The organism is Streptomyces sp. Qhu_M48 (assembly GCF_051305195.1).
Lineage (GTDB): Bacteria > Actinomycetota > Actinomycetes > Streptomycetales > Streptomycetaceae > Streptomyces.
Window position 1 is genome coordinate 1,125,975 of sequence record NZ_CP195432.1, and the last position, 25,149, is coordinate 1,151,123.

The 25,149-nt window shown below is 72.6% G+C and carries 17 protein-coding genes; 16 read left to right on the forward strand and 1 reads right to left on the reverse strand.

Annotation, left to right across the window (positions count from 1 at the left end; genetic code table 11):
• Positions 1-26: 26 nt before the first annotated feature.
• The 12 genes from ACRRSS_RS05345 (at position 27) to galE (ending at position 19,575) form a co-directional block, all read left to right on the forward strand.
• A complete protein-coding gene (locus ACRRSS_RS05345; RefSeq protein WP_435970054.1) occupies positions 27-1,565 on the forward strand; it encodes a CHAD domain-containing protein in 1,539 nt (512 codons plus the stop codon).
• Between the two features lie 51 nt (positions 1,566-1,616).
• Positions 1,617-3,545 carry a TIGR03960 family B12-binding radical SAM protein gene (locus ACRRSS_RS05350; protein ID WP_435970055.1) on the forward strand — a complete coding sequence of 643 codons (1,929 nt, stop codon included), beginning with the start codon at positions 1,617-1,619 and terminating at the stop codon, positions 3,543-3,545.
• Between the two features lie 76 nt (positions 3,546-3,621).
• Positions 3,622-5,022, forward strand: coding sequence for a hypothetical protein (locus tag ACRRSS_RS05355; RefSeq protein ID WP_435970056.1), 1,401 nt, complete (start codon positions 3,622-3,624; stop codon positions 5,020-5,022).
• Positions 5,023-5,144: 122 nt separating this feature from the next.
• Positions 5,145-5,936, forward strand: coding sequence for a TIGR03936 family radical SAM-associated protein (locus ACRRSS_RS05360; RefSeq protein ID WP_435975257.1), 792 nt, complete (start codon positions 5,145-5,147; stop codon positions 5,934-5,936).
• 234 nt (positions 5,937-6,170) lie between these two features.
• Positions 6,171-10,058 carry an Rne/Rng family ribonuclease gene (locus tag ACRRSS_RS05365; RefSeq protein ID WP_435970057.1) on the forward strand — a complete coding sequence of 1,296 codons (3,888 nt, stop codon included), beginning with the start codon at positions 6,171-6,173 and terminating at the stop codon, positions 10,056-10,058.
• Between the two features lie 241 nt (positions 10,059-10,299).
• Positions 10,300-10,620, forward strand: coding sequence for a 50S ribosomal protein L21 (rplU, locus tag ACRRSS_RS05370; protein WP_056558958.1), 321 nt, complete (start codon positions 10,300-10,302; stop codon positions 10,618-10,620).
• 13 nt (positions 10,621-10,633) lie between these two features.
• The gene (rpmA, locus tag ACRRSS_RS05375) at positions 10,634-10,888 is read left to right on the forward strand and encodes a 50S ribosomal protein L27 (RefSeq protein ID WP_056558961.1); all 255 of its coding nucleotides are present in this window, start codon (positions 10,634-10,636) and stop codon (positions 10,886-10,888) included.
• Between the two features lie 106 nt (positions 10,889-10,994).
• The gene (gene obgE, locus ACRRSS_RS05380) at positions 10,995-12,434 is read left to right on the forward strand and encodes a GTPase ObgE (protein WP_435970058.1); all 1,440 of its coding nucleotides are present in this window, start codon (positions 10,995-10,997) and stop codon (positions 12,432-12,434) included.
• 188 nt (positions 12,435-12,622) lie between these two features.
• Positions 12,623-14,260: a glycosyltransferase gene (locus tag ACRRSS_RS05385; protein ID WP_435970059.1), complete on the forward strand. Its 1,638-nt coding sequence runs from the start codon at positions 12,623-12,625 to the stop codon at positions 14,258-14,260.
• 208 nt (positions 14,261-14,468) lie between these two features.
• Positions 14,469-17,252: a bifunctional glycosyltransferase/CDP-glycerol:glycerophosphate glycerophosphotransferase gene (locus ACRRSS_RS05390; protein ID WP_435970060.1), complete on the forward strand. Its 2,784-nt coding sequence runs from the start codon at positions 14,469-14,471 to the stop codon at positions 17,250-17,252.
• Positions 17,245-18,399, forward strand: a complete 1,155-nt coding sequence (locus tag ACRRSS_RS05395; RefSeq protein WP_435970061.1) for a glycosyltransferase — start codon at positions 17,245-17,247, stop codon at positions 18,397-18,399. The genes ACRRSS_RS05390 and ACRRSS_RS05395 overlap by 8 nt, the downstream gene beginning before the upstream one ends.
• Before the next feature lie 183 nt (positions 18,400-18,582).
• Complete coding sequence (gene galE / locus ACRRSS_RS05400) at positions 18,583-19,575, forward strand: UDP-glucose 4-epimerase GalE (protein ID WP_435970062.1); 993 nt, start codon at positions 18,583-18,585, stop codon at positions 19,573-19,575.
• A 152-nt stretch (positions 19,576-19,727) separates the two neighbouring features.
• Here galE and ACRRSS_RS05405 read toward each other — a convergent pair whose 3' ends face one another.
• Complete coding sequence (locus ACRRSS_RS05405) at positions 19,728-21,305, reverse strand: hypothetical protein (protein WP_435970063.1); 1,578 nt, start codon at positions 21,303-21,305, stop codon at positions 19,728-19,730.
• 305 nt (positions 21,306-21,610) lie between these two features.
• On the opposite strand from ACRRSS_RS05405, the gene ACRRSS_RS05410 reads away from it, so the two are divergent.
• The 4 genes from ACRRSS_RS05410 (at position 21,611) to ACRRSS_RS05425 (ending at position 25,034) form a co-directional block, all read left to right on the forward strand.
• A complete protein-coding gene (locus ACRRSS_RS05410) occupies positions 21,611-22,636 on the forward strand; it encodes a glycosyltransferase family 2 protein (protein ID WP_435970064.1) in 1,026 nt (341 codons plus the stop codon).
• Complete coding sequence (locus tag ACRRSS_RS05415) at positions 22,636-23,112, forward strand: GtrA family protein (RefSeq protein ID WP_435970065.1); 477 nt, start codon at positions 22,636-22,638, stop codon at positions 23,110-23,112. Before ACRRSS_RS05410 ends, ACRRSS_RS05415 begins: the two co-directional genes overlap by 1 nt.
• Positions 23,113-23,232: 120 nt before the next feature.
• The gene (proB, locus tag ACRRSS_RS05420) at positions 23,233-24,336 is read left to right on the forward strand and encodes a glutamate 5-kinase (RefSeq protein WP_435975258.1); all 1,104 of its coding nucleotides are present in this window, start codon (positions 23,233-23,235) and stop codon (positions 24,334-24,336) included.
• Positions 24,337-24,494: 158 nt separating this feature from the next.
• Positions 24,495-25,034, forward strand: coding sequence for a hypothetical protein (locus tag ACRRSS_RS05425; RefSeq protein ID WP_435970066.1), 540 nt, complete (start codon positions 24,495-24,497; stop codon positions 25,032-25,034).
• Positions 25,035-25,149 lie beyond the last annotated feature (115 nt).

Consider the following 25,149-nt stretch of genomic DNA (forward strand, 5'->3'; position numbering starts at 1 on the left):
GTTCACTTCCCGTCTAGATTCGATTCATGGCGGACACGAAGCGAGAGATCGAGCGGAAGTACGAGGCCACCACCGACACCGGCCTCCCGGATCTGACCCGGGCGCCGGGGGTGGCCTCGGTCACCGACGAGGGCGTCACCGAACTCGACGCCGTCTACTACGACACGCCCGACCTGCGGCTCGCCGCCGACGCGCTCACCCTGCGGCGCCGCACCGGCGGCCATGACGCCGGCTGGCACCTGAAGTTCCCCGTCGCCTCCGGCATCCGCGACGAGATCAGGGCCCCGCTCTCGGACACGCTCCCGCGTTCCCTGGCGGGGCTCCTGCGTTCCCGCGTCCGGGACGGCGAGGTCGTCCCCGTCGTCCGCCTCCGCTCGGAGCGGGACGTCCGCCACCTCCGCGACGACGACGGCACCCTCCTGGCCGAACTCTCCGTGGACACGGTGCACGCCGAACGCCTGACCGGCGGCGACTTTGGGTCCGGCACTGCCCCGGGGGAGACCGGCTGGACCGAGATCGAGGTCGAGCTCGCCGACGACGCCGACCCGGCGATCCTCGACGCCGTCGAGAAGCGGCTCAGGAAGGCCGGCATCCGGCCCTCCGCGTCCGCCTCCAAACTGGCCAGGGCCCTCGCCGAGACGGGCAGCGGCCCCGAGGCCCCGCCCGCCCCGGGGAAGCCCGGCACCGCCGGAGCGGCCGTCCTCGCCTACGTCCGCGAACAGGTCGAGGCGATCGTCGCGTACGACCCCGCCGTACGGCGCGACCTGCCCGACTCCGTGCACCAGCTCCGGGTCGCCTGCCGCCGGCTGCGCAGCGCCTTCAAGACCTACCGGCGCGTCCTCGACCGGGAGGTCACCGACCCCCTCGGCGAGGAGCTGAAGTGGCTCGCCGGGGAGCTCGGCGTCGCCCGCGACGAGGAGGTCCTCGACGAACGGCTGCGGGCCCGCGTCAGGGACCTGCCCGCCGCCCTCGTCCTCGGCCCGGTCAAGGGCCGACTGCGCCGCCGGGACGCCGCCCTCGGCCGGCGCGCCCGCCGCCAGGCCCTCGCCGCCCTCGACTCCGACCGCCACCTCGCCCTCCTCGGCGGCCTCGACGCGCTCCTCACGGACCCGCCCTTCCGCGAGGACGCCGGCCGCGAGGCCCCCGAGGTCCTCGCCCACGCCGTCCGCAAGGACCACGACCGGCTCGCCGCCCGCGTCGAGCACGCCCACTCCCTCGACCCCGGCCACGAGCGCGACCTCGCCCTCCACGACGCCCGCAAGGCCGCCAAACGCGCCCGCTACGCGGCCGAGGCCGCCCGCCCCACTCTCGGAAAGCCCGCCAAACGCCTCGGGAAGAGGGTGAAGGCCGTCCAGTCCCTGCTCGGCGAGCACCAGGACACGGTGGTCGCCCGCGAGGCCGTCCGCGAGCTCGGGATCCAGGCCCACGGGGTCGGCGAATCGGCCTTCACCTGGGGACTTCTGTACGGACACGAGGAGGCCGCGGCCGCTGCCGCCGAACGCGCGCTGCCCGGGGTCTGGGCGAAGGCCTCGGCCCCGGAACTCAGGGCGGCTCTGACGCGCTGAGCACCGGGGTACGCTTGAGAGTCGCCCCCTGCCAGCTCACGAAGGTTCGAGATGTCTGCTGCCGAGTCTGTCTTCCCGCAGCTCGAAGCTCTGCTCCCGCACGTGCAGAAGCCGATTCAGTACGTCGGTGGAGAGCTGAACTCCACGGTGAAGCCGTGGGAGTCCGCCGATGTCCGCTGGGCGCTGATGTACCCGGACGCGTACGAGGTCGGTCTGCCCAACCAGGGCGTCATGATCCTCTACGAGGTGCTGAACGAGCGTGAGGGCGTCCTCGCCGAGCGCACCTACAGCGTCTGGCCGGACCTCGAGGAGCTGATGCGGGAGCACAAGGTCCCGCAGTTCACCGTCGACAGCCACCGGCCCGTCGGCGCCTTCGACGTCTTCGGCCTGAGCTTCTCCACGGAGCTCGGCTACACGAACATGCTCACCGCCCTCGACCTGGCCGGCATCCCGCTGGAGGCGAAGGACCGGACCGTCGACCACCCGATCGTGCTCGCGGGCGGCCACGCGGCCTTCAACCCCGAGCCGATCGCGGAGTTCATCGACGCGGCGATCATCGGCGACGGCGAGCAGGCCGTCCTCGACATGACCGAGATCATCCGGGCCTGGAAGGCCGAGGGCCGGCCGGGCGGCCGCGAGGAGGTCCTCTTCCGCCTCGCGAAGACGGGCTCGGTGTACGTCCCGCGCTTCTACGACGTCGAGTACCTGCCGGACGGCCGCATCGGCCGTGTCGTGCCCAACAGGTCCGGTGTGCCGTGGCGCGTCTCCAAGCACACCGTCATGGACCTCGACGAGTGGCCGTACCCCAAGCAGCCCCTCGTGCCGCTCGCGGAGACCGTCCACGAGCGCATGTCCGTCGAGATCTTCCGCGGCTGCACCCGCGGCTGCCGTTTCTGCCAGGCCGGCATGATCACGCGCCCCGTGCGGGAGCGAAGCATCACCGGCATCGGCGAGATGGTCGAGAAGGGTCTCAAGGCGACGGGCTTCGAGGAGGTCGGCCTCCTCTCCCTCTCCTCGGCGGACCACACCGAGATCGGTGACATCGCCAAGGGCCTCGCCGACCGGTACACGGAGGACAAGGTCGGTCTGTCCCTCCCCTCCACCCGCGTCGACGCGTTCAACGTGGACCTGGCCAACGAGCTGACCAGGAACGGTCGTCGCTCCGGCCTCACCTTCGCCCCCGAGGGCGGCTCGGAGCGCATGCGCAAGGTCATCAACAAGATGGTCTCGGAGGAGGACCTCATCCGGACCGTCTCCACCGCGTACGGCAACGGCTGGCGCCAGGTGAAGCTTTACTTCATGTGCGGCCTGCCGACGGAGACCGACGACGACGTCCTCCAGATCGCCGACATGGCGATGAACGTGATCGCCGAGGGCCGCAAGGTCTCCGGCCAGAACGACATCCGCTGCACCGTCTCCATCGGTGGCTTCGTCCCCAAGCCGCACACCCCCTTCCAGTGGGCCCCGCAGCTGTCGGCCGAGGAGACGGACGAGCGGCTGCGCAAGCTCCGCGACAAGATCCGCGGCGACAAGAAGTACGGCCGCTCGATCGGCTTCCGCTACCACGACGGCAAGCCCGGCATCGTCGAGGGCCTCCTCTCGCGCGGCGACCGCCGCATCGGCGCGGTCATCCGCGCGGTGTACGAGGACGGCGGCCGCTTCGACGGCTGGCGTGAGCACTTCTCGTACGACCGCTGGATGGCGTGCGCGGAGAAGACGCTCCCCGGGTTCGGCGTGGACGTCGCCTGGTACACGACCCGCGAGCGCACCTACGAGGAGGTCCTGCCCTGGGACCACCTGGACTCCGGTCTCGACAAGGACTGGCTCTGGGAGGACTGGCAGGACTCCCTCGACGAGACCGAGGTCGAGGACTGCCGCTGGACCCCGTGCTTCGACTGCGGCGTCTGCCCGCAGATGGACACCCAGATCCAGATCGGCCCCACCGGCAAGAAGCTGCTGCCGCTGTCGGTCGTGAAGTAGGCCCGATCGGGTAACACTCCGGCGACGGCCCGGCGTGAGGGGAAACCCTCCGCCGGGCCGTCGCGTCATTTCCGGCATGAGCATGGAGAATCCGCCGCCGCCCGCGCTGATCCGCGTCCCGATCCGGATCGTCGTGCTGGTCGTGGTCCTCCCGATCCGCATGGTCTGGGATGTCCTCACGGCCACGGCCCACCTCCTCGACCGCACGGTCCTCCGCCCGGCGGGCCGCGGCCTCACCTGGTTGCTCGTCGCGGTGGGGAGGGGCCTCGGACAGCTCTTCCACCACCTGGTGGCCCGTCCCGCGCGATGGCTGTACCGGTCCGTGCTCGCCCCGGCGGGCCGGGGGCTCGCGGTCGTCGGCCGCTTCCTCTGGAACGCCCTCTTCGTATGGCCCTGGGTGGGGCTCTGGCGGTACCTGCTCGTGCCCGTCGCCCGGTACGGGATCGCCGTGCCGGCCGGCTGGCTCCACCGCACGGTGCTGCGCCCGACCGGCCGAGGCCTGGTCCGGGCCCTCGCCGCGCTGGGGACGGGACTCGGGTGGCTCCTGCCCCGGCTGGGACGAGGCCTGGCGACCGGGACCGGATGGCTGGCCAGGGCCGTGTTCGTGTGGCCGTGGGCAGGCCTCTGGCGGTACGTGGTCGTGCCGGTCTGCCGGTACGGCGTCGCCGCGCCCACCGTCTGGCTGTACCGCCGGGTTCTCGCCCCGCTCGGCACCGGGCTCCTCTTCCTCCTGGAGAAGGGCGTGTTCGTACCGGTCGCCGCGCTCCTCCGGTACGTCCTGGTGCCGCTGCTCCGGTACGGCGTCGTCGTTCCGGTCCTCTGGTTCGACCGGTACGTGCTGAACCCGGTCGGCCAGGGCCTCGGCTGGTTGCTGCCCCGGCTCGGGCGCGGCCTCGCCGTCGGCGCGGGATGGCTGGCCAGGGCCGTGTTCGTGTGGCCGTGGGTGGGCCTCTGGCGGTATGGGCTCGTACCGCTCGTCCGGTACGGGATCGCCGTCCCCCTCGGATGGCTCTGGAACCGGGTCCTCGTGCCGGTCGCGCGCGAGATCCGGGACGCGCTCGCCGTCTGCTGGCGCGTCGCCGGATTCGTGTCGCGGGCCGTCGGACGCGCGGTGCGGTGGGCGGCGTGGACCCTGGTGGGGCGGCCTCTGTCCTGGTTCTGGCGGAGCGTCTGCACACCCGTCGGCCACTGGATCCGCGATGCCGTCTGGGCCCCGGCCCGCCGCGCCGCCGTCACGGCGGGCCGCGTGGCGAGGGAGACGCTCGCCGGAGCGGGCCGGGCGGCCCGCGAAGCGCTCGCCTCGGCCCGCGCCGCCGTGCGGCAGGCCCGCCGGGACACCTGGCGTGCCCTGGTCGGCGGAGCCCGGACGGACCGGCCCGGGGAACCGGACGTGGCCCGGGCGCGTACTCTGGGTAGTACAACGAACGTCCCCGGCGCGGCGCCCGCCCCCGAGATCTCCCTGCGAAAGCGGGGGTGAACCGGGCGGGACCCCCAGGGCGACCCGTACATCCCGTGGACGGCGCCACCCGCGCCGCCCCGCACCGAGGAGAAGAACCACTGGGCAAGCGACAGCCCGAAGGCCCGCCGCCCGCACCGGCGGTGCAGCGCATCCGACTGCGCTACACCAAGCGCGGCCGCCTCCGGTTCACCAGCCACCGTGACTTCCAGCGCGCCTTCGAGCGTGCTCTGCGCCGTGCCGAGGTGCCCATGGCGTACTCGGCCGGCTTCACCCCGCACCCCAAGGTGTCGTACGCCAACGCCGCCCCGACGGGTACGGGCTCCGAGGCCGAGTACCTGGAGATCGCCCTCACCGCGACGCGCGACCCGGAGACCCTGCGAGCCCTGCTCGACGAGTCCCTCCCGGCAGGCCTCGACATCACCGACGCCGTCGAGGCCCGCACCTCGGGTCTCGCCGACCGGCTCACCGCATCCGTGTGGGAGCTGCGCCTCGAAGGCGTCACCGTCGAGGAGGCCGCGAAGGCCACCGAGACGTTTCTCGCGGCCGAGACCGTGGAAGTACAGCGCAAGACCAAGAACGGCGTCCGCACCTTCGACGCCCGCTCCGCGGTCACCGAGCTGACGGCGACCCCTCCCCAGGGTGATCCCCAGGGTGATAGGCCGCTGGACAGCGCCTGTGCGATACTGCGGCTGGTTGTTCGGCACGTGACACCTGCCGTGCGACCCGACGACGTCCTGTCCGGTCTCCGAGCTGTGGCCGACCTGGCGCCGCCGGTCCCCGCAGCGGTGACCCGGCTGGCGCAGGGGCTCTTCGACGAGGAGTCCGGCACGGTGACCGACCCGCTCGCGCCCGACCGCGAGGCAGTCACGGCCGCATCTACCACGGCCGCCGCGACCGCCTCAGCGACGGCGCCGAGTGACGGCACCGCGTAAGGAGCGGTCGTTGTAGCGCAGCCCTCGTACTCGGGAGCCACCTGGGTCGGGCAGCGCACTGACCAGGAGACTTTCGCCAGGCCGTCCGCACAAGGGCGTACGGAACCGGCGAGCCAGACATAGAGCTCCCGTGCGGCGCCCGCGCCCCGGACGGCGGCACCGCGTCCCAGGCGCGACCGTGCCGCCGGACCGGAACCAGACGCGGCGCCCGGGAGCGTGACGGGAGAACCCCGCATGCTCGAGTCCAACGAAGACACCAACGCCCCCGGTGACAAGCTGCCGCCGCGCCGCAGGCGCCGCGCCGCTTCCCGCCCCGCCGGTCCGCCGGTGACGGGCACGGCCGCCGAGGCCACCGCGACCGCGGAGGCCCCGGCCGTCGACACGCCGGCCGTGGAGGCCGCCCCGGCCGAGGCCGAGGCCGCCCCCGCGCCGCGCACCCGCCGCCGGGCCACCCGCAAGGCCACCGCGCCGGCGGCGGAGGCCGCCCCCGTGGCGGAGAGCCCGGAGCCGGTCGCGGAGACCGCCGCGCCCGAGGCCGTCGAGGAGGCCTCCGAGGCCGCCCCCGCCCGCCCGCGCCGCCGTGCCACCCGCAAGGCCACCTCGCCGGTGACCTCCCCGGTCGTCGCCGAGGAGCCCGCCGGGACCGAGACCGCGCCCGTCGCGGAGCCGGTCGCCGAGGCAGTCGTGGAGGAGGCCCCCGAGGCCGCCCCGCCGGCCCGCGCCCGCCGCCGCGCCACCCGTAAGGCCACCGCCCCGGCCGGCGCGGTGGCCGCCGCCTCCGAGACCGCGGAGACCGCGGCCGCCGAGGCTCCGGCCGCCGAACCGGTGGTCGCCACCGCTCCGGCCGCCGCTGCCGCCCCGGCCGCCGAGGTCGCGGAGGAGGCCGCCGCGCCCGCCCCGCGTACCCGCCGCCGTGCCACCCGCAAGGTCACCTCGCCCGAGCCCGTGGCCGAGCCCGTGGCCGAGCCCGTCGCCACCGGCGAGGCGCTCCCCACGGCCGCCGTCGCGCAGATCGCCGCCGACGAGGCCGAGGTCACCGCCGCCGAGACCGCCGCCACCCGTGGCCGCGGCCGCCGCCGCGCGACCTCCCCGCAGTTCACCTCCGAGCCGGCCCCGGTCCGCGAGTCGCGCCGTGCCGCGCGCCCCTCCGTCGCCGTATTCCAGGCCCCGGTCTTCACCGAGCCGATGTTCCAGACCCCGGAGACCGCCGCCGCCGCGGCCGCCGCCGGCGTGGTGGAGCCGGAGGACGAGGAGACGGTCGAGGAGATCGAGGCCGTCGAGCCCGCCGAGGCCGAGGCCGAGGTCGTCGAGGCCCCCGAGCCCGCCGAGCGCGAGACCGGCTCCCGTCGTCGTCGCCGCCGCCGTGGCGAGCCCGTCGCCGTCGAGCCCGTCCCCGCCACCGTCGCCGACGAGCCCGAGGTCGAGGCCGTGGCCGACGAGATCGACGAGGCCGACGAGGCCGAGGAGACGGACGAGTACGAGGACCGCCCCTCCCGCCGTCGCCGTCGGGGCGGCCGTCGCCGCCGTCGCGGTGAGCTCACCGAGGCCGAGGACGCCGAGGAGGGCGAGGAGCCGCGCTCCGACGAGTCCGAGGAGTCCGAGGACGGCGAGGACGAGCACGACGAGGCCGAGGGCTTCGCGGGCGGCTCCAGCAGCTCCCGCCGTCGCCGTCGCCGCCGCCGTCGCAGCGGTGACGCCTCCGGCGACGCCGAGGGCGCCGACGAGGAGGGCGTCCGCACGGTCGTCAAGGTCCGCGAGCCCCGTCCGGCCCGCGAGAAGGCCGAGCCCGGCACCGGCGCCGACGAGGTCCAGTCCATCAAGGGCTCGACCCGCCTGGAGGCCAAGAAGCAGCGCCGCCGCGAAGGCCGCGAGCAGGGCCGCCGCCGCGTCCCGATCATCACCGAGGCCGAGTTCCTGGCCCGCCGCGAGGCCGTCGAGCGCGTCATGGTCGTCCGCCAGAGCGGCGAGCGCACCCAGATCGGCGTCCTGGAAGACAACGTGCTCGTCGAGCACTACGTCAACAAGGAGCAGGCCACCTCGTACGTCGGCAACGTCTACCTGGGCAAGGTCCAGAACGTCCTGCCGTCCATGGAGGCCGCGTTCGTCGACATCGGCAAGGGCCGCAACGCCGTCCTGTACGCCGGTGAGGTCAACTTCGAGGCGCTCGGCATGGGCCACGGCCCGCGCCGCATCGAGTCCGCCCTCAAGTCCGGCCAGTCGGTCCTCGTCCAGGTGACGAAGGACCCGATCGGCCACAAGGGCGCCCGCCTGACCAGCCAGGTCTCGCTGCCGGGCCGCTACCTCGTGTACGTGCCCGAGGGCTCGATGACCGGCATCAGCCGCAAGCTCCCGGACACCGAGCGCGCCCGTCTCAAGACCATCCTCAAGAAGATCGTCCCCGAGGACGCGGGCGTCATCGTGCGCACCGCCGCCGAGGGCGCGAGCGAGGACGAGCTGCGCCGCGACGTCGAGCGTCTGCAGGCCCAGTGGGAGGACATCCAGAAGAAGGCGAAGAGCGGCAACGCCCCGACGCTGCTCTACGGCGAGCCGGACATGACCGTCCGCGTCGTCCGCGACATCTTCAACGAGGACTTCTCCAAGGTCATCGTCAGCGGTGACGAGGCGTGGGAGACCATCCACGGGTACGTGCACCACGTCGCCCCGGACCTGACCGACCGCCTCTCCAGGTGGACGAGCGAGGTCGACGTCTTCGCGACGTACCGGATCGACGAGCAGCTCATGAAGGCGCTCGACCGCAAGGTCTGGCTGCCGAGCGGCGGCTCGCTGGTGATCGACAAGACCGAGGCGATGATCGTCGTCGACGTCAACACCGGCAAGTTCACCGGCCAGGGCGGCAACCTCGAAGAGACCGTGACGAGGAACAACCTCGAGGCGGCCGAGGAGATCGTGCGCCAGCTGCGCCTGCGCGACCTCGGCGGCATCGTCGTCATCGACTTCATCGACATGGTCCTGGAGTCCAACCGCGACCTGGTGCTGCGCCGCCTCCTGGAGTGCCTGGGCCGTGACCGGACCAAGCACCAGGTGGCCGAGGTGACCTCGCTCGGCCTGGTCCAGATGACCCGCAAGCGGGTCGGCCAGGGCCTCCTGGAGTCCTTCTCCGAGACCTGCGTCCACTGCAACGGCCGCGGTGTCATCGTCCACATGGAGCAGCCGACCACCGCCGGTGGCGGTGGCGGCGGCAAGCGCTCGAAGAAGCGCGGCCGCGGCGGCGCCGAGCACGACCACGAGCACGAGCACGAGCACGCCGAGGCCACGGAGCCCGCCGAGACCGAGACCGAGGCCGAGGTCGCCGCCGAGCTGGCCGCCCCGGTGGCGCTGCCCGAGCCGATCGCCGCGGACGAGGAGCTGTACGGCTCCGTCGCCGAGGCGGAGGCCGCCGCCACGCGCGGTCGGGGCCGCCGTCGTGCGTCCCGCAGGGTGTCCGCGCCGCCGGTCGCCGCGCGGCCAGTGGTGGAGACCGAGTCCGTCGTGTTCGAGCCGGAGCCCGTCGTGGCGCCGGAGCCGGTGGTCGAGGCCGTCGTCGAGCCCGTCGTCGAGCCGGTCGCCGAGCCGGTGGTCGAGGAGACCGCAGCCCCGGCCCCGCGCGGCCGTCGCCGGGCCACCCGCCGGGCGACCTCCCCGGTCGTCTCGACCGCGGAGCCGGCCGCCGAGCCGGTCGTCGTCGAGCCGGTCGTCGAGACCGCCCCGGAGCCGGAGCCCGTCGTGGCGCCGCTCGTCGAGGCCGTCGCCGAGCCCGCCGTCGAGGAGGCCCCCGTGGCCGCCCCGCCGCGTGCCCGTCGCCGGGTGGTCCGCAAGGCCACCGCCCCCGCCGGTTCGCCCTCGGGCGCCGAGGACGCGGCCGTCGTCGTGGTGACCACGGCCCCGGCCGAGGGCACCGAGGCCGCTCCCGCGGCCGACGCCGCCGAGACGCCCGCCGAGGCCGAGCCCGCCCCCGCCAAGAAGACGGCGGCGCGCAAGACCGCGGCGAAGAAGACCACGGCCAAGAAGGCCGCCACCAAGAAGACGGCGGCGACCAAGAAGACCGCGGCGAAGAAGACCACCGCCAAGAAGGCCCCGGCCAAGAAGGCGGCGGAGAAGACCGCCGCCCCGGCCCAGGACTGACCGGCGGGTACGGGCCGCCCCTCCCCGGGGCGGCCCGTATCGAACGGGCGAATTTGACCCTCCGAGGTAGCCGCCCGTAACCTAGACCGTCGGCGTGTCTATCGACGCGTCGCACCTCTGAGCACTTCCCTCCCGCTCGTCGGGAGAGGCCGCTCGTCCGATTCCGGAACGCCGCGGGCCCTCGGGTCCGTGTGAGCGGCTGGCCTCAGGGGTTTCGATTCCGAGTGAGAGAGAGATCCGCGTGTACGCCATCGTGCGCAGCGGTGGTCGCCAGCACAAGGTTGCTGTCGGCGACATCGTTGAGGTTGACAAGATTCCCACTGCCAAGGTTGGCGACACGGTCGAGCTCTCGACCCTGCTCGTTGTCGACGGCGACGCCGTGACCAGCGACCCGTGGGTCCTGGCCGGGATCAAGGTCCAGGCCGAGATCGTGGACCACCACAAGGGCGCCAAGATCGACATCCTGCGCTACAAGAACAAGACCGGCTACCGCCGTCGCCAGGGTCACCGCCAGCAGTACACGGCGATCAAGGTCACCGGTATCCCCGCGGCTGCGAAGTAAGAGGGACTGAGACATGGCACACAAGAAGGGCGCATCGTCCACCCGTAACGGGCGTGACTCCAATGCCCAGCGGCTCGGCGTGAAGCGCTTCGGCGGTCAGCTCGTCAACGCCGGTGAGATCCTGATCCGCCAGCGTGGCACGCACTTCCACCCGGGCTCCGGCGTCGGCCGTGGCGGCGACGACACGCTGTTCGCCCTGCAGGCCGGTTCGGTGCAGTTCGGCACCCACCGTGGCCGCAAGGTCGTGAACATCGTTCCGGTCGCCTGATCGGTTCTTTTGCGGAGGCGGACCTCACTTCCCGTATCGGGAAGCGGGTCCGCCTTTCGCGTGTTACTAGATAGACATTCCGTACGTAATAAATGGAGGCACACCCATGACCACCTTCGTGGACCGCGTCGAGCTGCATGTCGCCGCGGGTAACGGAGGCCACGGCTGCGCCTCCGTTCACCGGGAGAAGTTCAAACCCCTCGGCGGACCCGACGGAGGCAACGGCGGCCGTGGCGGCGACGTGATCCTGGTCGTCGACCAGGCGATCACCACGCTCCTCGACTACCACCACTCCCCGCACCGCAAGGCGACCAACGGTCAGCCCGGCGCAGGCGACAACCGCTCCGGCAAGGACGGCCAGGACCTGGTCCTGACCGTGCCCGACGGCACCGTCATCCTCGACAAGCAGGGCAACGTGCTCGCCGACCTGGTCGGCCAGGGCACCACCTTCATCGCGGGCCAGGGCGGCCGCGGCGGGCTCGGCAACGCGGCGCTCTCCTCCGCGCGCCGCAAGGCCCCCGGCTTCGCGCTCCTCGGCGAGCCCGGTGAGGCGCGGGACATCGTCCTGGAGCTGAAGACCGTCGCCGACGTGGCGCTGGTCGGCTACCCGAGCGCCGGCAAGTCCTCGCTCATCTCCGTCCTGTCGGCCGCCAAGCCGAAGATCGCGGACTACCCCTTCACCACCCTGGTGCCGAACCTGGGCGTCGTCACGGCCGGTTCGACCGTCTACACGATCGCCGACGTGCCGGGGCTCATCCCGGGCGCCAGCCAGGGCCGCGGCCTGGGCCTGGAGTTCCTGCGCCACGTCGAGCGCTGCTCGGTCCTCGTGCACGTCCTGGACACGGCGACGCTGGAGTCCGACCGTGACCCGGTCTCCGACCTCGACACCATCGAGGAGGAGCTGCGGCAGTACGGCGGCCTCGAGGACCGTCCGCGCATCGTCGTCCTCAACAAGGTCGACATCCCGGACGGCCAGGACCTGGCGGACATGATCCGCCCGGACCTGGAGGAGCGCGGCTACCAGGTGTTCGAGGTCTCCGCCGTGGCCCGCCTGGGCCTCAAGGAGCTCTCCTTCGCCCTCGCCGGGGTCATCGCCGAGGCGCGCGCGGCCAAGCCGGCGGAGGAGGCGACCCGTATCGTCATCCGCCCGAAGGCCGTCGACGACGCGGGCTTCACCGTCACGTACGACGAGGCGGAGGACGTGTACCGGGTGCGCGGTGAGAAGCCGGAGCGCTGGGTCCGCCAGACCGACTTCAGCAACGACGAGGCCGTGGGCTACCTGGCCGACCGCCTCAACCGCCTCGGCGTCGAGGACCGGCTGATGAAGGCCGGGGCCCGCGCGGGCGACGGCGTCGCGATCGGCTCCGAGGAGAACGCGGTCGTCTTCGACTGGGAGCCCTCGATGATGGCCGGCGCCGAGATGCTCGGCCGCCGAGGCGAGGACCACCGCCTCGAAGCCCCGCGCCCCGCGGCCCAGCGCCGCCGGGACCGCGACGCGGAGCGGGACGACGCCCAGCGCGAGTTCGACGAGTTCGACCCGTTCTAGCGGACGGGGGCGGCGCGCCGGCCCGGCGGACGGGGTCCGGCGCGGTCGTCCGATGCCGGCGAGGCCTCCCCGAGGCCGAGCCGGCCGCCGCTCGAAGCGTTCACCGGCCGGGCACCCCTGGGTGTCCGGCCGGTTTCGTGGTCTCTCCGGCATCCATGGGCCGTACGGGGGACACGTAGGATTCACGGGTGAGTGAGACCCCCCAGCCGCAGGCCCCCGCGCGTGTCAGTGTCGTCGTCATCGCGTACAACGACGCGGAGCACGTCGGCGACGCCATCCGCTCCGCCCTCGCCCAGGGCGAGGCGGTCGGCGAGGTCGTCGTCGTCGACGACGCCTCCGGGGACACGACACCCGAGGTGCTCGCCGGGTTCGCCGACGAGCCGCGGGTGCGGCCGCTGATCCGGACCGAGAACAGCGGCGGCTGCGGCACCCCCCGCAACGACGGGATCGGCGCCGCCGTCCACCCGTACGTCCTCTTCCTCGACAGCGACGACCTGCTGCTGCCCGGCGCCGTCGACGGGCTGCTCGCCGTCGCGACCGAGCAGCGCGCGGACGTCGTCGCCGGGATCTGCGTGCGGCGCGAGCTCCCCGAGGGCCGGGAGACCGTCTGGGCCCCCTCCCTGTACGACGTGGAGCAGGGCGCCACGCTCCCCGGCACCGTCCTCGACGGGATCGGGAAGCACCCCGAGTTCGTCCTCGACACCCTCTCCGTGAACAAGCTCTACCGCCGCGACTTCCTCGACCGGCACGCCGTCCGCTTCCCCGACGGCGCCTTCCACTACGAGGACTTCGTCTTCAGCGCCCGCGTCCAGGCGGCCACGCCCCGGCTCGCCGTCACCGACGTCCCCGTGTACGTCTGGCACGTCCGCCGGCAGGCCGCGACCCTGTCCATCTCCCTGCGCCGCGCCTCCCTGGCCAACTGGGAGCACCGGATCGCCGCGCACGCCGCCGTCGTCGACGTCTTCCGCGCGGCGGGGCGGCCCGCGCTCGCCCGGGCCGCGCAGACGAAGTTCCTCGACTACGACCTCCCCATGTACCTGCGCGAGCTGCCGCAGCGCACCGCCGCCTACCGGGCCGACTGGTGGACGGTCACCCGCGCCCATCTGGCCGGGTTCGAGGCCGCCGCGGTCGCCGACGCCGAGGCGCCGTCCCGCTGGCTGCACGCCGCGCTCACGGCGCTCGCCGCCGTCCCCGGGGGGCCGGAGCTCACCCGCTTCGTCGAGCTGGCCGCGCCCCGGCCCCGGCTCGTCCCGCCGTACCCGCGCGCCGAGGACGGCGCGCCGGTCCTGGCCGCCGCCCCCGCCGACGTACCCCTGGAGGGTCTCGCGGAGCTCGCGCCCGCCGAGCTGCCGGTGGCCGTGGACGGTTCGGTGACCGTCGGCGCGTCGACCCGGCTGACCCTGACCGTCCACGATCTGTACGGGCGTGTCGCCTCGCTCGGCCCCGTCGCGGTGCGTGTCGCGTTCACCGAGCGGGTCTCGGCGGCCGAACTCTCGGCCGACGCGCCGCTGGTTTCCGCGGCGGACGGCTGGACGGCGACGGTGACACTCCCCACGGCGAAGCTGCTCCGGCCGGGCCGGCTCGCCGCCTGGTCGCTGCGTGCCGAGCTCCGTTACGCGGACGGATCGACCGGAAACGCCGAGGTCAGGGCCCCGCAGGGGTTCGCGGGGCGGCGCGGCATGGTCCTCGGCCGACTGGGCCGGGTCCTGCTTGTCCAGGTGGTCGCCTCGGCGCGCCGCGGCCTCGTCCTCCGGTTCGCCGGCGGCGCGGTCGGCGCACGTCAGGTGATGTCGGGCCGGTTCAAGAGGCTGTTTGCGATGCGGTGAACATCACCGAAGGCCCGGGAGAGCAGGTATGGAACAATTCCTCCTGCCGGGTAATCTTTCCGGTCGCCGGGTGGCGCTCGTCGAACATCGCGGAGCGGCACCCTTCACCACTGAAGGCAGTAGTGCGCCATTGACCATGGCGCAGGCAGCGCCGCGCCTGGCCGGAACGCGTGCCAGACGTTGCCGCACGCACTTTGAGAGGACTTGGATGCCGACTAGCGACGTCCCTGATGTGAGCGTCGTCGTCATCGTCTACAACGATGAGGAACGGCTCCCGCGAGCGGTTCGGTCACTGCTCGACCAGACCCTGAACAACCTCGAAGTGATCATCGCCGACGACTGTTCGACCGATGGCACCGAGCGCGTCGCGCGCGCCCTGGAGGCATCCGACCCGCGCGTGCGCTACGTGCGCCTGGAGCAGAACAGCGGCGGCTGCAGCGCGCCCCGCAACCGGGGCATCGCCGTCGCGCGCGCCCCGTACGTCATGTTCCTCGACAGCGACGACGAGCTGCCGCGTCACGCCTGCAAGAGCCTGCTGCTCGTCGCCGAGGAGACCGGCGTAGACTTCGTCACCGGTGAGGTGACCCGCCTCTTCGAGGAGTCGAACACCACCGGCCTCTGGTACCCGCACCTCTTCACCGAGAAGCGGGTCGTGAACGGCATCGCCGAGCGCCCCGAGTACTTCTTCGACCACCTGTCGACGAACAAGCTCTACCGGACCGCCTTCATCCGGGACAACGCGCTGACCTTCCCCGAGGGCATCCACTACGAGGACCAGCTGTTCTCCGCGCAGGCGTTCTCGCTCGCGGAGTCCTTCGCCGTCGTCCCGTGGTCGGTCTACACCTGGCGCCTCGCCCCGGAGAGCGTCTCCATCTCCTCCAGCCGTCACAAGATCCAGAACGTCGCGGACCGCATCGGCGTGGCCCGGCTCATCGACACCTGGTTCGAGGAGAACGGCCGCGCGGAGCTGCGCGCGGAGAAGGACTACAAGTTCCTCCGCCACGACTTCCGTCTGTACCTGGGCGACCTGCCGTTCCGCGACACCGCCTGGGTCGCCGAGTTCGCGGACGTGGTCAACCCCTACCTGGACGAGATCTCCGACGAGACCTACGCCCGGCTCTCCCGCGAGGAGCGCATCTGCATCCACCTGCTGCGCACCGGCCGCCTCGACGACCTCCAGGTCGCGGCCCGCCAGCTGGGCCGTCCGCAGCTCGCCCCGCGCTTCGTGACGGACGAGGGCGAGGCCACGTACTGGGGCGCCGTCGCCCCGGCCGACGACGCCGCCCGCGCCGCGCTGGACATCAGCGAGTGGTACCTGCGCGAGCAGGTGCTCGCCACCGGCCGCATCCGGCACGAGTTGACCTCCGTGACGATGCGGGGCCCGGTCCTGCACCTGGAGATCCGCACGTTCGACCCCGCCGGTCTGATCACCGAGGGCACCCAGGCCTCCGTGAAGCTGGCCGCGCACAAGACGCCGCTCTCGGTGCCGCTGACCCTCCACCCGGAGGGCGAGGGGCAGTACGTCTCCAAGGCCGCGCTCGACTTCCGCAAGGTGCCCGTCGGCAAGGTCGGCGTGGCGACGCGACGCCACCCGGTGATCGCCCTGGAGCGGGACGGCGCGCGCCGCACGGACATCCTGCTGGCCGAGCACGACCAGCCGGACTTCCGGGCCACCGTCACCTACCACACGTTCGGCATCCACCACCTCCGCATCAGGGCGGAGCAGAAGGGTGCCGGACGCCTTGAGGTGACCTGGCAGCGCTCCGGCGTCCTGAAGTCCCTCGAACCGCTCGGCCCCATGGCCCGCAAGGCCAAGGGCAAGGTCGGCAAGGTCAGGAAGATCCTCGTCGGCAACGAGGGCAAGGCCACCGCGTACGACGCCGTGTCCAAGCTCCCGCGCAAGCGCAGCCTCGCCGTGTTCGAGGCGATGGAGGGCCGCGGCTACGCGGACAGCCCGCGCTACATCTACGAGGAGCTCAAGCGCCGCAACCTCCCGATCGACGTGGTCTGGGCGTACTCCGGCGACCGTTCGTCCTTCCCGAAGGACGTGACCCTCGTCCGCCGCGGCAGCTTCGCGTACGGGCGCGCCCTGGCCCGCGCCACCTACTGGGTCGACTCGCACAACCTGCCGTACCTGTACCCGAAGCCCAAGGGCACCCGGTACCTGCAGACCTGGCACGGTCAGACCTTCAAGGCGATGGGCTTCGACGTGCCCTCGCTGCGGGGCGCGTCGGAGATCGAGAAGGGGCGCTTCCGCGCGGCCGTGGGCCGCTGGGACGCGCTCGTCTGCCCGTCCGCCGAGTTCGAGCGGACCTTCGTGCCGGCCTTCGAGGTGTCGGCCGACCTGATCCGCTCCGGCTACCCGCGCAACGACGTGCTGGTGCGCTGGGCCGAGCCGGAGCAGCAGGCCAGGGCCGCCACCGTCCGCGAGGCCCTGAACATCCCGGCCGACAAGAAGGTCCTGCTCTACGCCCCGACCTTCCGTGACGCGGCCCGCCGCACCGGTCAGTCGGTGCGGGTGGACTTCGAGGCGCTCGCCCCGCACCTGTCCGACGAGTGGATCATCGTCGTCCGGACCCACCCGTACGACCGGTTCAAGATCGCTCCGGAGCTGGGGCACTTCCTGCGCGACGGCTCCTCCTACGCCGACATCAACGACGTGATGCTGGCCTCGGACGCGGTCCTCACGGACTACTCGTCGCTGATGTTCGACTACGCCAACACCGGCCGTCCGATCATCCTCTACACGGACGACTACGAGGCGTACAAGGGCGGCGACCGTGGCACGTACTACGACCTCGAGGAGATCGCTCCCGGCCCGATGGTGACGACCACCGAGGACCTCGCCGCCGCCGTGCGGGACCTGGAGGGCACCCAGGAGCGCCACGCCCAGCGGTACGCGCGCTTCCAGGAAATGTTCTGCTCGTACGAGACCGGCCACGCCAGCAAGATGGTGGTCGATGCTTTTTTCGAAGGCGGCACCCATGACTGAGGCCTCCCCTGTCCGCAACGTGTTCTTCGTCGGCATCGACGTCGACTCGATGGGCGGATCCCAGCGGGTGCTCCACACCCTCGCCCAGGGCATGGGGGAGCGCGGCCACCGCGTCGAGCTGATCGGCATCCGGCCGAGCCCGGAGCCGTTCCCGTACAACGCCACGCGCGCGTACCGGCACTCGACGCTCTACCCGGCCCCCTCCGAGCCCAAGCCGCCCGTGCGCACGGTCGGCGACCGGATCAGCCTGGCGCGGCGCGCCGACGCCCGCCGGGCCCGCTCCGACCGCGACAACGCGCGGGCGGAGTTCGAGCGCAAGCTCGCCGAGGTCGAGGACGGCTACATCGTCTTCGGCTCGCCGTGGGCGGTGGACTGGGTCATGCCGCTGAAGTGGCGTCACCTCAAGGGCATCGGGCAGTACCACGAGTCCTTCGCGCAGGCGAAGCGGAGTGCCAACCTGGGCCTGATCCGGCGCCACTACCCGGCGCTGGAGCAGACCCTGGTGCTCTCCGAGGGCGACGGGGTCGAGTTCGTCAACCAGCGCGTCCCGAACGTGCGGGTCATGCCGAACCCGCTGCCGTTCTTCCCGGACGAGCTGGCCCCGCTCGACACCCGCAGGATCGGCGCGGTCGGCCGCCTCGACCCGATCAAGCGGTACGACCGGATGATCGAGGCCTTCGCGCTGGCCCACCAGGGCCGCGACGGCTGGGAGCTGCACCTCTTCGGCGAGGGCCCCCTGGAGGGCGAGCTCCGGATGCGCGCCGAGGACCTCGGCGTCGCAGACCAGGTCGTGTTCCGGGGCACGGCGCAGGACATGGCCGCCGCCTACCGCGAGCTGTCCGTCGTCGCGATCAGCAGTGAGCGCGAGGGCCGCCCGATGGCGCTGGCCGAGGCCGCCGCCTGCGGCGTGCCGTGCGTGAGCTTCGACGTCTCCGGCGGTGTCCGGGAGCTCGTCGCGGACGGCGTCTCCGGCACTCTGGTGCCGCCGGCCGACGTGCCGGGCCTCGCCGCCGCGCTCGGCGAGCTGATGGACGACTCCGCGATGCGCCTGCGGTACGGCAGGGCGGGTCGCGAGCACGTCGCCCACCTGGCGCTGCCGCACGTCCTCGACCAGTGGGAGGCGGCGTTCGAGGAGATCGAGCGCTAGGCCGACCCGGCCTCGAACGGTCACGGAAGCCCCGCCCCGACCCGTGTCGGAGCGGGGCTTCCGCGTGTCGCGACCGGCTGTCCGGGTGAGGCCTCCGCGTGTCGGGACGTCTTCGCAGGTCGCGTGTCCGGGGCCACTTCCGCGGCCGCCGGAGGGCCCGGAGGCTGTGACTACACTGTCGGAATGACCTGGCTCATCACCGGCGGCGCCGGTTACATCGGTTCCCACGTCGTCAAAGCAATGACCGAGGGCGGCGAGAGCGTCGTCGTGGTCGACGACCTCAGCACCGGCAACCCCGCGCGCGTCCCCGAGGGCATCGTCCTGGAGCAGGGCACGGTCCTCGACCGCGCGTTCCTGGACCGGGTGCTGCGCGAGCACCGGATCACGGGCATCGTCCACCTGGCCGGCAAGAAGCAGGTCGGCGAGTCCGTCGAGAAGCCGCTGTTCTACTACCACGAGAACGTGACGGGTCTGCAGACCATCCTCGACGCGGCCGCCTCCGCGGGCGTCAAGAGCTTCCTCTTCTCCTCCTCCGCCTCCGTCTACGGCATGCCCGACGTGGACCTGGTCACCGAGGACACCGAGTGCCTGCCCCTCAGCCCGTACGGCGAGACCAAGCTCGTCGGCGAGTGGATGGCGCGCGCCGTCGGCCAGGCGCACGGCCTCTCCACGGCCTGCCTGCGGTACTTCAACGTGGCGGGCGCGGCCGCCCCGGAGCTCGCCGACACCGGTGTCTTCAACCTGGTGCCGATGGTCTTCGAGCGCCTCGACGCCGGTGAGTCGCCGCGCATCTTCGGTGACGACTACCCGACGCCGGACGGCACCTGCATCCGCGACTACATCCACGTCGCCGACATCGCGGACGCGCACCTGGCCGCGGCCCGCGCGCTCGTCGCGGCGGCCGAGGCCGGCGAGACGGCCACGCTGACCCTGAACATCGGGCGCGGCGAGGGCGTGTCGGTGCGCGAGATGGTGAACCTGATCAACGAGATCACCGGTCACAGCGTCGAGCCCCTGGTCACCCCGCGCCGTCCGGGCGACCCGGCCCGTGTGGTCGCCTCGGCGGAGCGCATCGAGTCGGAGCTGGGCTGGAAGGCGCAGCACGACGTCCGCTCCATGATCAGCTCCGCCTGGGAGGGCTGGGGCGCGAACCGCGCGGTCCGCGCGGCGGTCTGACGCGAGCAACACGCGGAGGCGGGGTGTCCCTGACCGGGGCACCCCGTTTTCGCGTGCCAGTGCCAGTGCCAGTGCCAGTGCCAGTGCCGGTCCCGGTCCCGGTCCCGGTGCCGGCGCCAGTGCCCGCGTGCGCGTCTGTGTCCGGGCGCGTCTCAAGGACGGTGGATGCGGTCCACCCCGTAGTACGTGGCCGTGCACTGCGCCGCCCAGTCCCGCGCGTACGAGGAGGCGAAGAGGGGCTCGGTGAGGCCGCCGATGAGGAGCGGCTCGTACACGACGTCGCGGGCGCCCGCCGCCGCCTCCGCCCGGATGCGGGCGTTCTGACGGTCCCAGGCGGCAGCGCGTACGACCGTCTCCGTGGTCAGCGCGTACACCGGCTGCACCAGGGCGGCCGCGCTGCCGACGGCGACCGCGCCGATCGCCACGAGCGCGGCGGCCCGTCCCGCGGGGCGCGGGGACTCCAGCAGACGCCGCCCCAGCAGGCGGCCGCCCCACGCCCCGTACGCGCAGAGGACGAGCAGCAGCGGCAGGAGGAAGCTCGTCCAGGTGCGGCCGTACGTCCAGCCGACGGCGCCGTATCCGCTGCGCAGTCCGAAGACCACGGCCAGCGAGGCGAGGGCGATCAGCGGGAGCGGCAGCAGCACCGCGACCAGGAACAGCCCGCGGGGCGGGAGTCCCGAGGCGCTCCCGTGGGAGGCCCCGCCGTCCCGCCGGGGCCCGGCGGCGGCCAGCGTCAGGCCGAGGAGCGCGCCGACGGCGACGGCCCCCAGGTACGCCCACTGGCCGCCGACCGTCTGCCACAGGCGCCACCAGTCGTGGAACGTCGCTCCGAGCTCGGCCGCCGACAGCGGCTCGGGCGGGTGCTGGGCGCGCCGCCAGCGTGCGCCGGGTGAGGTGTAGAGCAGGACGAGCCCGACGAGGAGCCCCAAGCATGCCCCCGCGCACCAGGTGGAGACGTACCGGTCCTTCACCCAGCCGAACCGGGGCAGACAGAGGATGCCGACGGTGGCCGCGAACAGGCCGGCCACCAGGGTGAACGGTTCGCTCAGCATGCCGAGCGCCGCCCCGACCAGGAGCGCCGACCCCACCGCGGCGGTCCTGGCCCACCGCAGGCCGCAGCGGGCGGCTCGGACGGCGCCGAGCACGGTCCAGAGGCCGATCACGCTCGGCAGGGTGTGCGAGATGGTGGCGGGTGCCCAGAGCAGCACCTGGTACGAGCGGGTGCCGGCGAAGAACAGCAGCGCGGGGAGGAGCGCCGCCGCGGCCACGAGCGGGACGGTGGGTCGCCGCGTGGGCTCGGCGGGCCCGGTTCGCACGGCCGTGGCGCGGTGCAGGGAGCGCAGGGCGGCGCGGGCGAGCAGGAACAGGCCGGTGGCGAGCGCCACCACGAGGAAGGCGGGCAGCAGCTTCGGCCCCCGCATGCCGTCGGAGTAGAGCAGCCCGGTCAGGAAGGCGTTGGTGACGCGTCCGTTCTGGGTGTCGTAGAAGTCCGCCGTGATGCCGAGGACGCCCATGTCCCGGGCCTTCCAGAGCGCGCACCAGTCGTCCGACGTGGGGCGTACGTACAGCCCGAGGAAGGCGCCGACCGCGAGCAGCGCCCCCGCCCCAGCGGCGACGGCGAGCGCGACCCGGGGGAGTGCCCGCCCGAGACCTCCCGAGGACGCGGAGTCCTCTCCGCCGCCGTCCGGCATCCGTGCCTCACCACGTTCCGAGAGGGTCGTCCTACTCACCGGTCTTCGCTCCAGGTGGCCGAGGTCCGCACGCCTGGACCCGTGGCACGGCACAGCCGGGGCAGCGGGCCGCCACGGTGTCGTCCGTACGGGTCTCTACGGGTGACAAAAGAGTAAAAATGCCACGTATATCAATATCCGCCCCGCATGCTTTGCTGCATGGACGACATGCCGACCGAGGGAGGCCACTCGGGCGACGCCGGACGGTCACCGCCGCTCCGTACCCTGGCCGCGCTGCTCGAAGGAGAGTCCGGCGGCGGTCCCTCAGGACGTACTCTCGCCCATCCCTCTGGAGTGACCGTTCAATGACCAGGCTTTCCGTCGTCGTCCCCTGCTTCAACGAGGAGGACGTCGTCGAACGCTTCGACGCGCGGATGCGCCAGGTGCTCGACACGCTCCCCGTCGGTTACGAGATCTGTTACGTCGACGACGGCAGCTCCGACGGAACGCTGGACAAGCTCCGCCAGATCGCCGCCCGGCACCCGCACCGGACCCAGTACGCCTCCTTCAGCCGCAACTTCGGCAAGGAGGCCGCCATGCTGGCCGGGCTCCGCAAGTCCACCGGCGACGCCGTGGTCATCATGGACGCCGACCTCCAGCACCCGCCCGAACTCCTCGCGCGCATGCTGGACCTGCACCACCAGGGCCACGACCAGGTGATGGCGCGGCGGACCCGCGAAGGGGACAAGAAGCTCCGCTCCGCGCTCAGCCGAATGTACTACCGGGCCGTCAACCGCTGGGTCGACGTGGAACTCACCGACGGCGTCGGCGACTTCCGTCTGCTCTCCCGCCCGGCCGTCGACGCCCTGCTCTCGCTGCCCGAGTACAACCGCTTCTCCAAGGGGCTCTTCTCCTGGATCGGCTTCGACACCGTCACCTTCGACTACCAGAACGCCGCACGCGAGGGCGGTGAGACGAAGTGGCGGTTCAGCTCCCTGGTCAACTACGGCATGGACGGGCTGATCTCCTTCAACAACCGTCCGCTGCGCATCGCGCTCTGGCTCGGGATGATGCTGAGCGGCCTCGCCGCCCTCTACGCGGTGTGGGTGACCGTCGCCGCCCTCTCCCAGGGCGTCACGGCCCCCGGATACGTCACCCTGGTCGCGATCATCGTGGGCCTCGGCGGCGTGCAGATGGTGATGCTGGGGCTGATCGGCGAGTACATCGGCCGCATCTACTACGAGACCAAGCGCCGGCCGCACTTCCTCGTGAAGGAGACCCACCGCTCCTTCGGCCGGGGGGCCGCCGAACGCGCCGCCGCCGAACGGATCCGCGTCGTGGCCACCGAGGCCGTCGCCACCGAGGTCGTGGCCACCGAGGGGGAGCGCTGATGGGCACCGACCCGGGCAAGCCGGCCCGCGCGGGGCGCGGACGCCTCGCCGAGATATTCCGCTTCGCGCTCGTCGGCGGGGTCAACACCGGCACCTTCTTCGGGTGTTACCTGCTGCTCCACCCGTGGATGCCGTACTTCGCCGCGTACTCCCTCGCCTTCCTCCTCAGCATGATCGGCTCCTTCTTCCTCAACACCTACTTCACCTACCGCACCCGGCCGACTTGGAAGAAGTTCGCCCTCTTCCCCCTCACCAACGTCACCAACTACCTGGTGCAGAGCGTCGGCCTGTACGCGCTCGTCACCTGGGCCGGAATGGACGACAGAATCGCGCCACTCGCCGCCGCCGTCGTCGCCATCCCGTTCACCTACCTGATCTCGCAGCGGATCCTGGTGCCCCGGCGTGCCGGACAGGACCCCAAGGACTCCGGTCCAGGGACCGAAACGGACGAGCGGCAGCCCTCCCGGCTCGCGTAGATTGCCCTGGCGGCCGCAGCGGGAGCACGCGGCGCGAAGGACAGCCGAGTGAGGACGACGCAGGTGGCGGCAGAAGTGACGACGCAGGTGACGGGACAGACGGACGCGACGAGGCAGTACGTGACGGAGGCCCGCAGGATCGTCGTCAAGGTCGGCTCCTCCTCGCTCACCACCGCCTCCGGAGGGCTCGACGCCGACCGCGTCGACGCCCTCGTCGACGTGCTCGCCAAGGTCCGCAGCGGAGGCGAGAAGGAGATCGTCCTCGTCTCCTCCGGCGCCATCGCCGCCGGTCTCGCACCGCTCGGCCTCACCCGCCGGCCCAAGGACCTCGCCCGCCAGCAGGCCGCCGCCAGCGTCGGCCAGGGGCTCCTCGTCGCCCGCTACACCGCCTCCTTCGCCCGCTACGGCGTCCGCGTCGGCCAGGTCCTGCTCACCACCGACGACACCAGCAGGCGCGCCCACTACCGCAACGCCTACCGGACCCTCGACCAGCTGCTCGCCATGGGCGCGCTGCCGGTCGTCAACGAGAACGACACCGTCGCCACGGACGAGATCCGCTTCGGCGACAACGACCGGCTCGCCGCCCTCGTCGCCCATCTCGTCCGCGCCGACCTGCTCGTCCTGCTCTCCGACGTCGACGGCCTCTACGACGGCGACCCGTCCAAGCCCGGCACGTCGAGGATCGCGCAGGTCAGCGGCCCCGCCGACATCGCCCATGTGGAGATCGGCTCGGCCGGAAAGGCGGGCGTCGGCACCGGCGGCATGGTCACCAAGGTCGAGGCCGCCCGGATCGCCGCCGCCGCCGGCACCCCCGTGGTCCTCACCTCCGCGAGCCGCGCCGCCGACGCCCTCGCCGGCCGGGACACCGGCACCTACTTCCACCGCACCGGCCGTCGCTCAGCCGACCGCCTCCTCTGGCTCGCCCACGCCTCCACCCCGCAGGGCTCCCTGACCCTGGACGACGGAGCCGTACGCGCTGTCGTCGAGGGTAAGAAGTCCCTGCTCGCGGCCGGTGTCGCGGGAGTCGAGGGCGACTTCGTGGCCGGCGACCCCGTCGAACTGCGCGACACCGCGGGCCGGGCCGTCGCCCGCGGCCTCGTCAACTTCGACGCCAAGGAGCTGCCCCGGATGCTCGGGCGCTCCACCCACGAGCTCGCCAAGGCGCTCGGCCCCGAGTACGAGCGCGAAGTCGTCCACCGCGACGGCCTGGTCGTCATCGGCTGACCCTCGCGCCCCTCCCGAAACGGCTGAAAGTGCGGCCATCCGGAAGGGACGTTTACCAAAACCGCCCCATGTACGCCCTCGGGCTGGTCAACTTTGTCTCGGGGGTAAGAGAGCAGGGGCGGGGTACAGCACCACACGCATCACACAGGAGGCCGCCGGTGAGACGAGCGCGCCCAGGGGCCACGCCCCGAGGGACTGCCGAACGCGCCCTGACCAGTGTCGAGGCCGGAGCCGACTTCGACGAGGCACGGGACAGGTCCACGGACAGGAAGACCGAGACCAGCACCGAGACACATGAGGTTCGCGAGGCAGGGGAAGCTCGCGAGACACGCGAGGCACGCGCCAAGGAACAGCCCGTGTCCAAGCTCTGGCACATCACCCTCAGCGTGTCGGGTGTGGAGTCGCCGCTGAACGAGGTGCGACGCGGGCTGGAACAGCTGGCCCACGACCACCCCTTCCTGCTGACCAGCCGGTACGCCAACGACCACGCCGAGATCCGGTACTGGGAGGAGGCCCGCGACCTGCACGACGCCGCGGCCGTCGCCCTGCGCCTGTGGGGCGAGCACCGGCAGACCGCCAAGCTGCCGCCCTGGGAGATCGTCGGCCTCGAGGTCATCGACCGCGAGACCTACCACCAGCGGATCGCGGAGGGCTACGGCCCGCCACCGGCCGCCCCGGTCGGCGTCCACCCGTACTGACGGACGGGCGGCGCGCCCCCAGAGGGGCGGGCCGCGTCCCGCGAGGGAGGGGCCGTCTCCGGGCCCTGCGGCGGCTGGGGATCCTCGCAGCGGCGGGGCCGGGTCCCGCGACCGT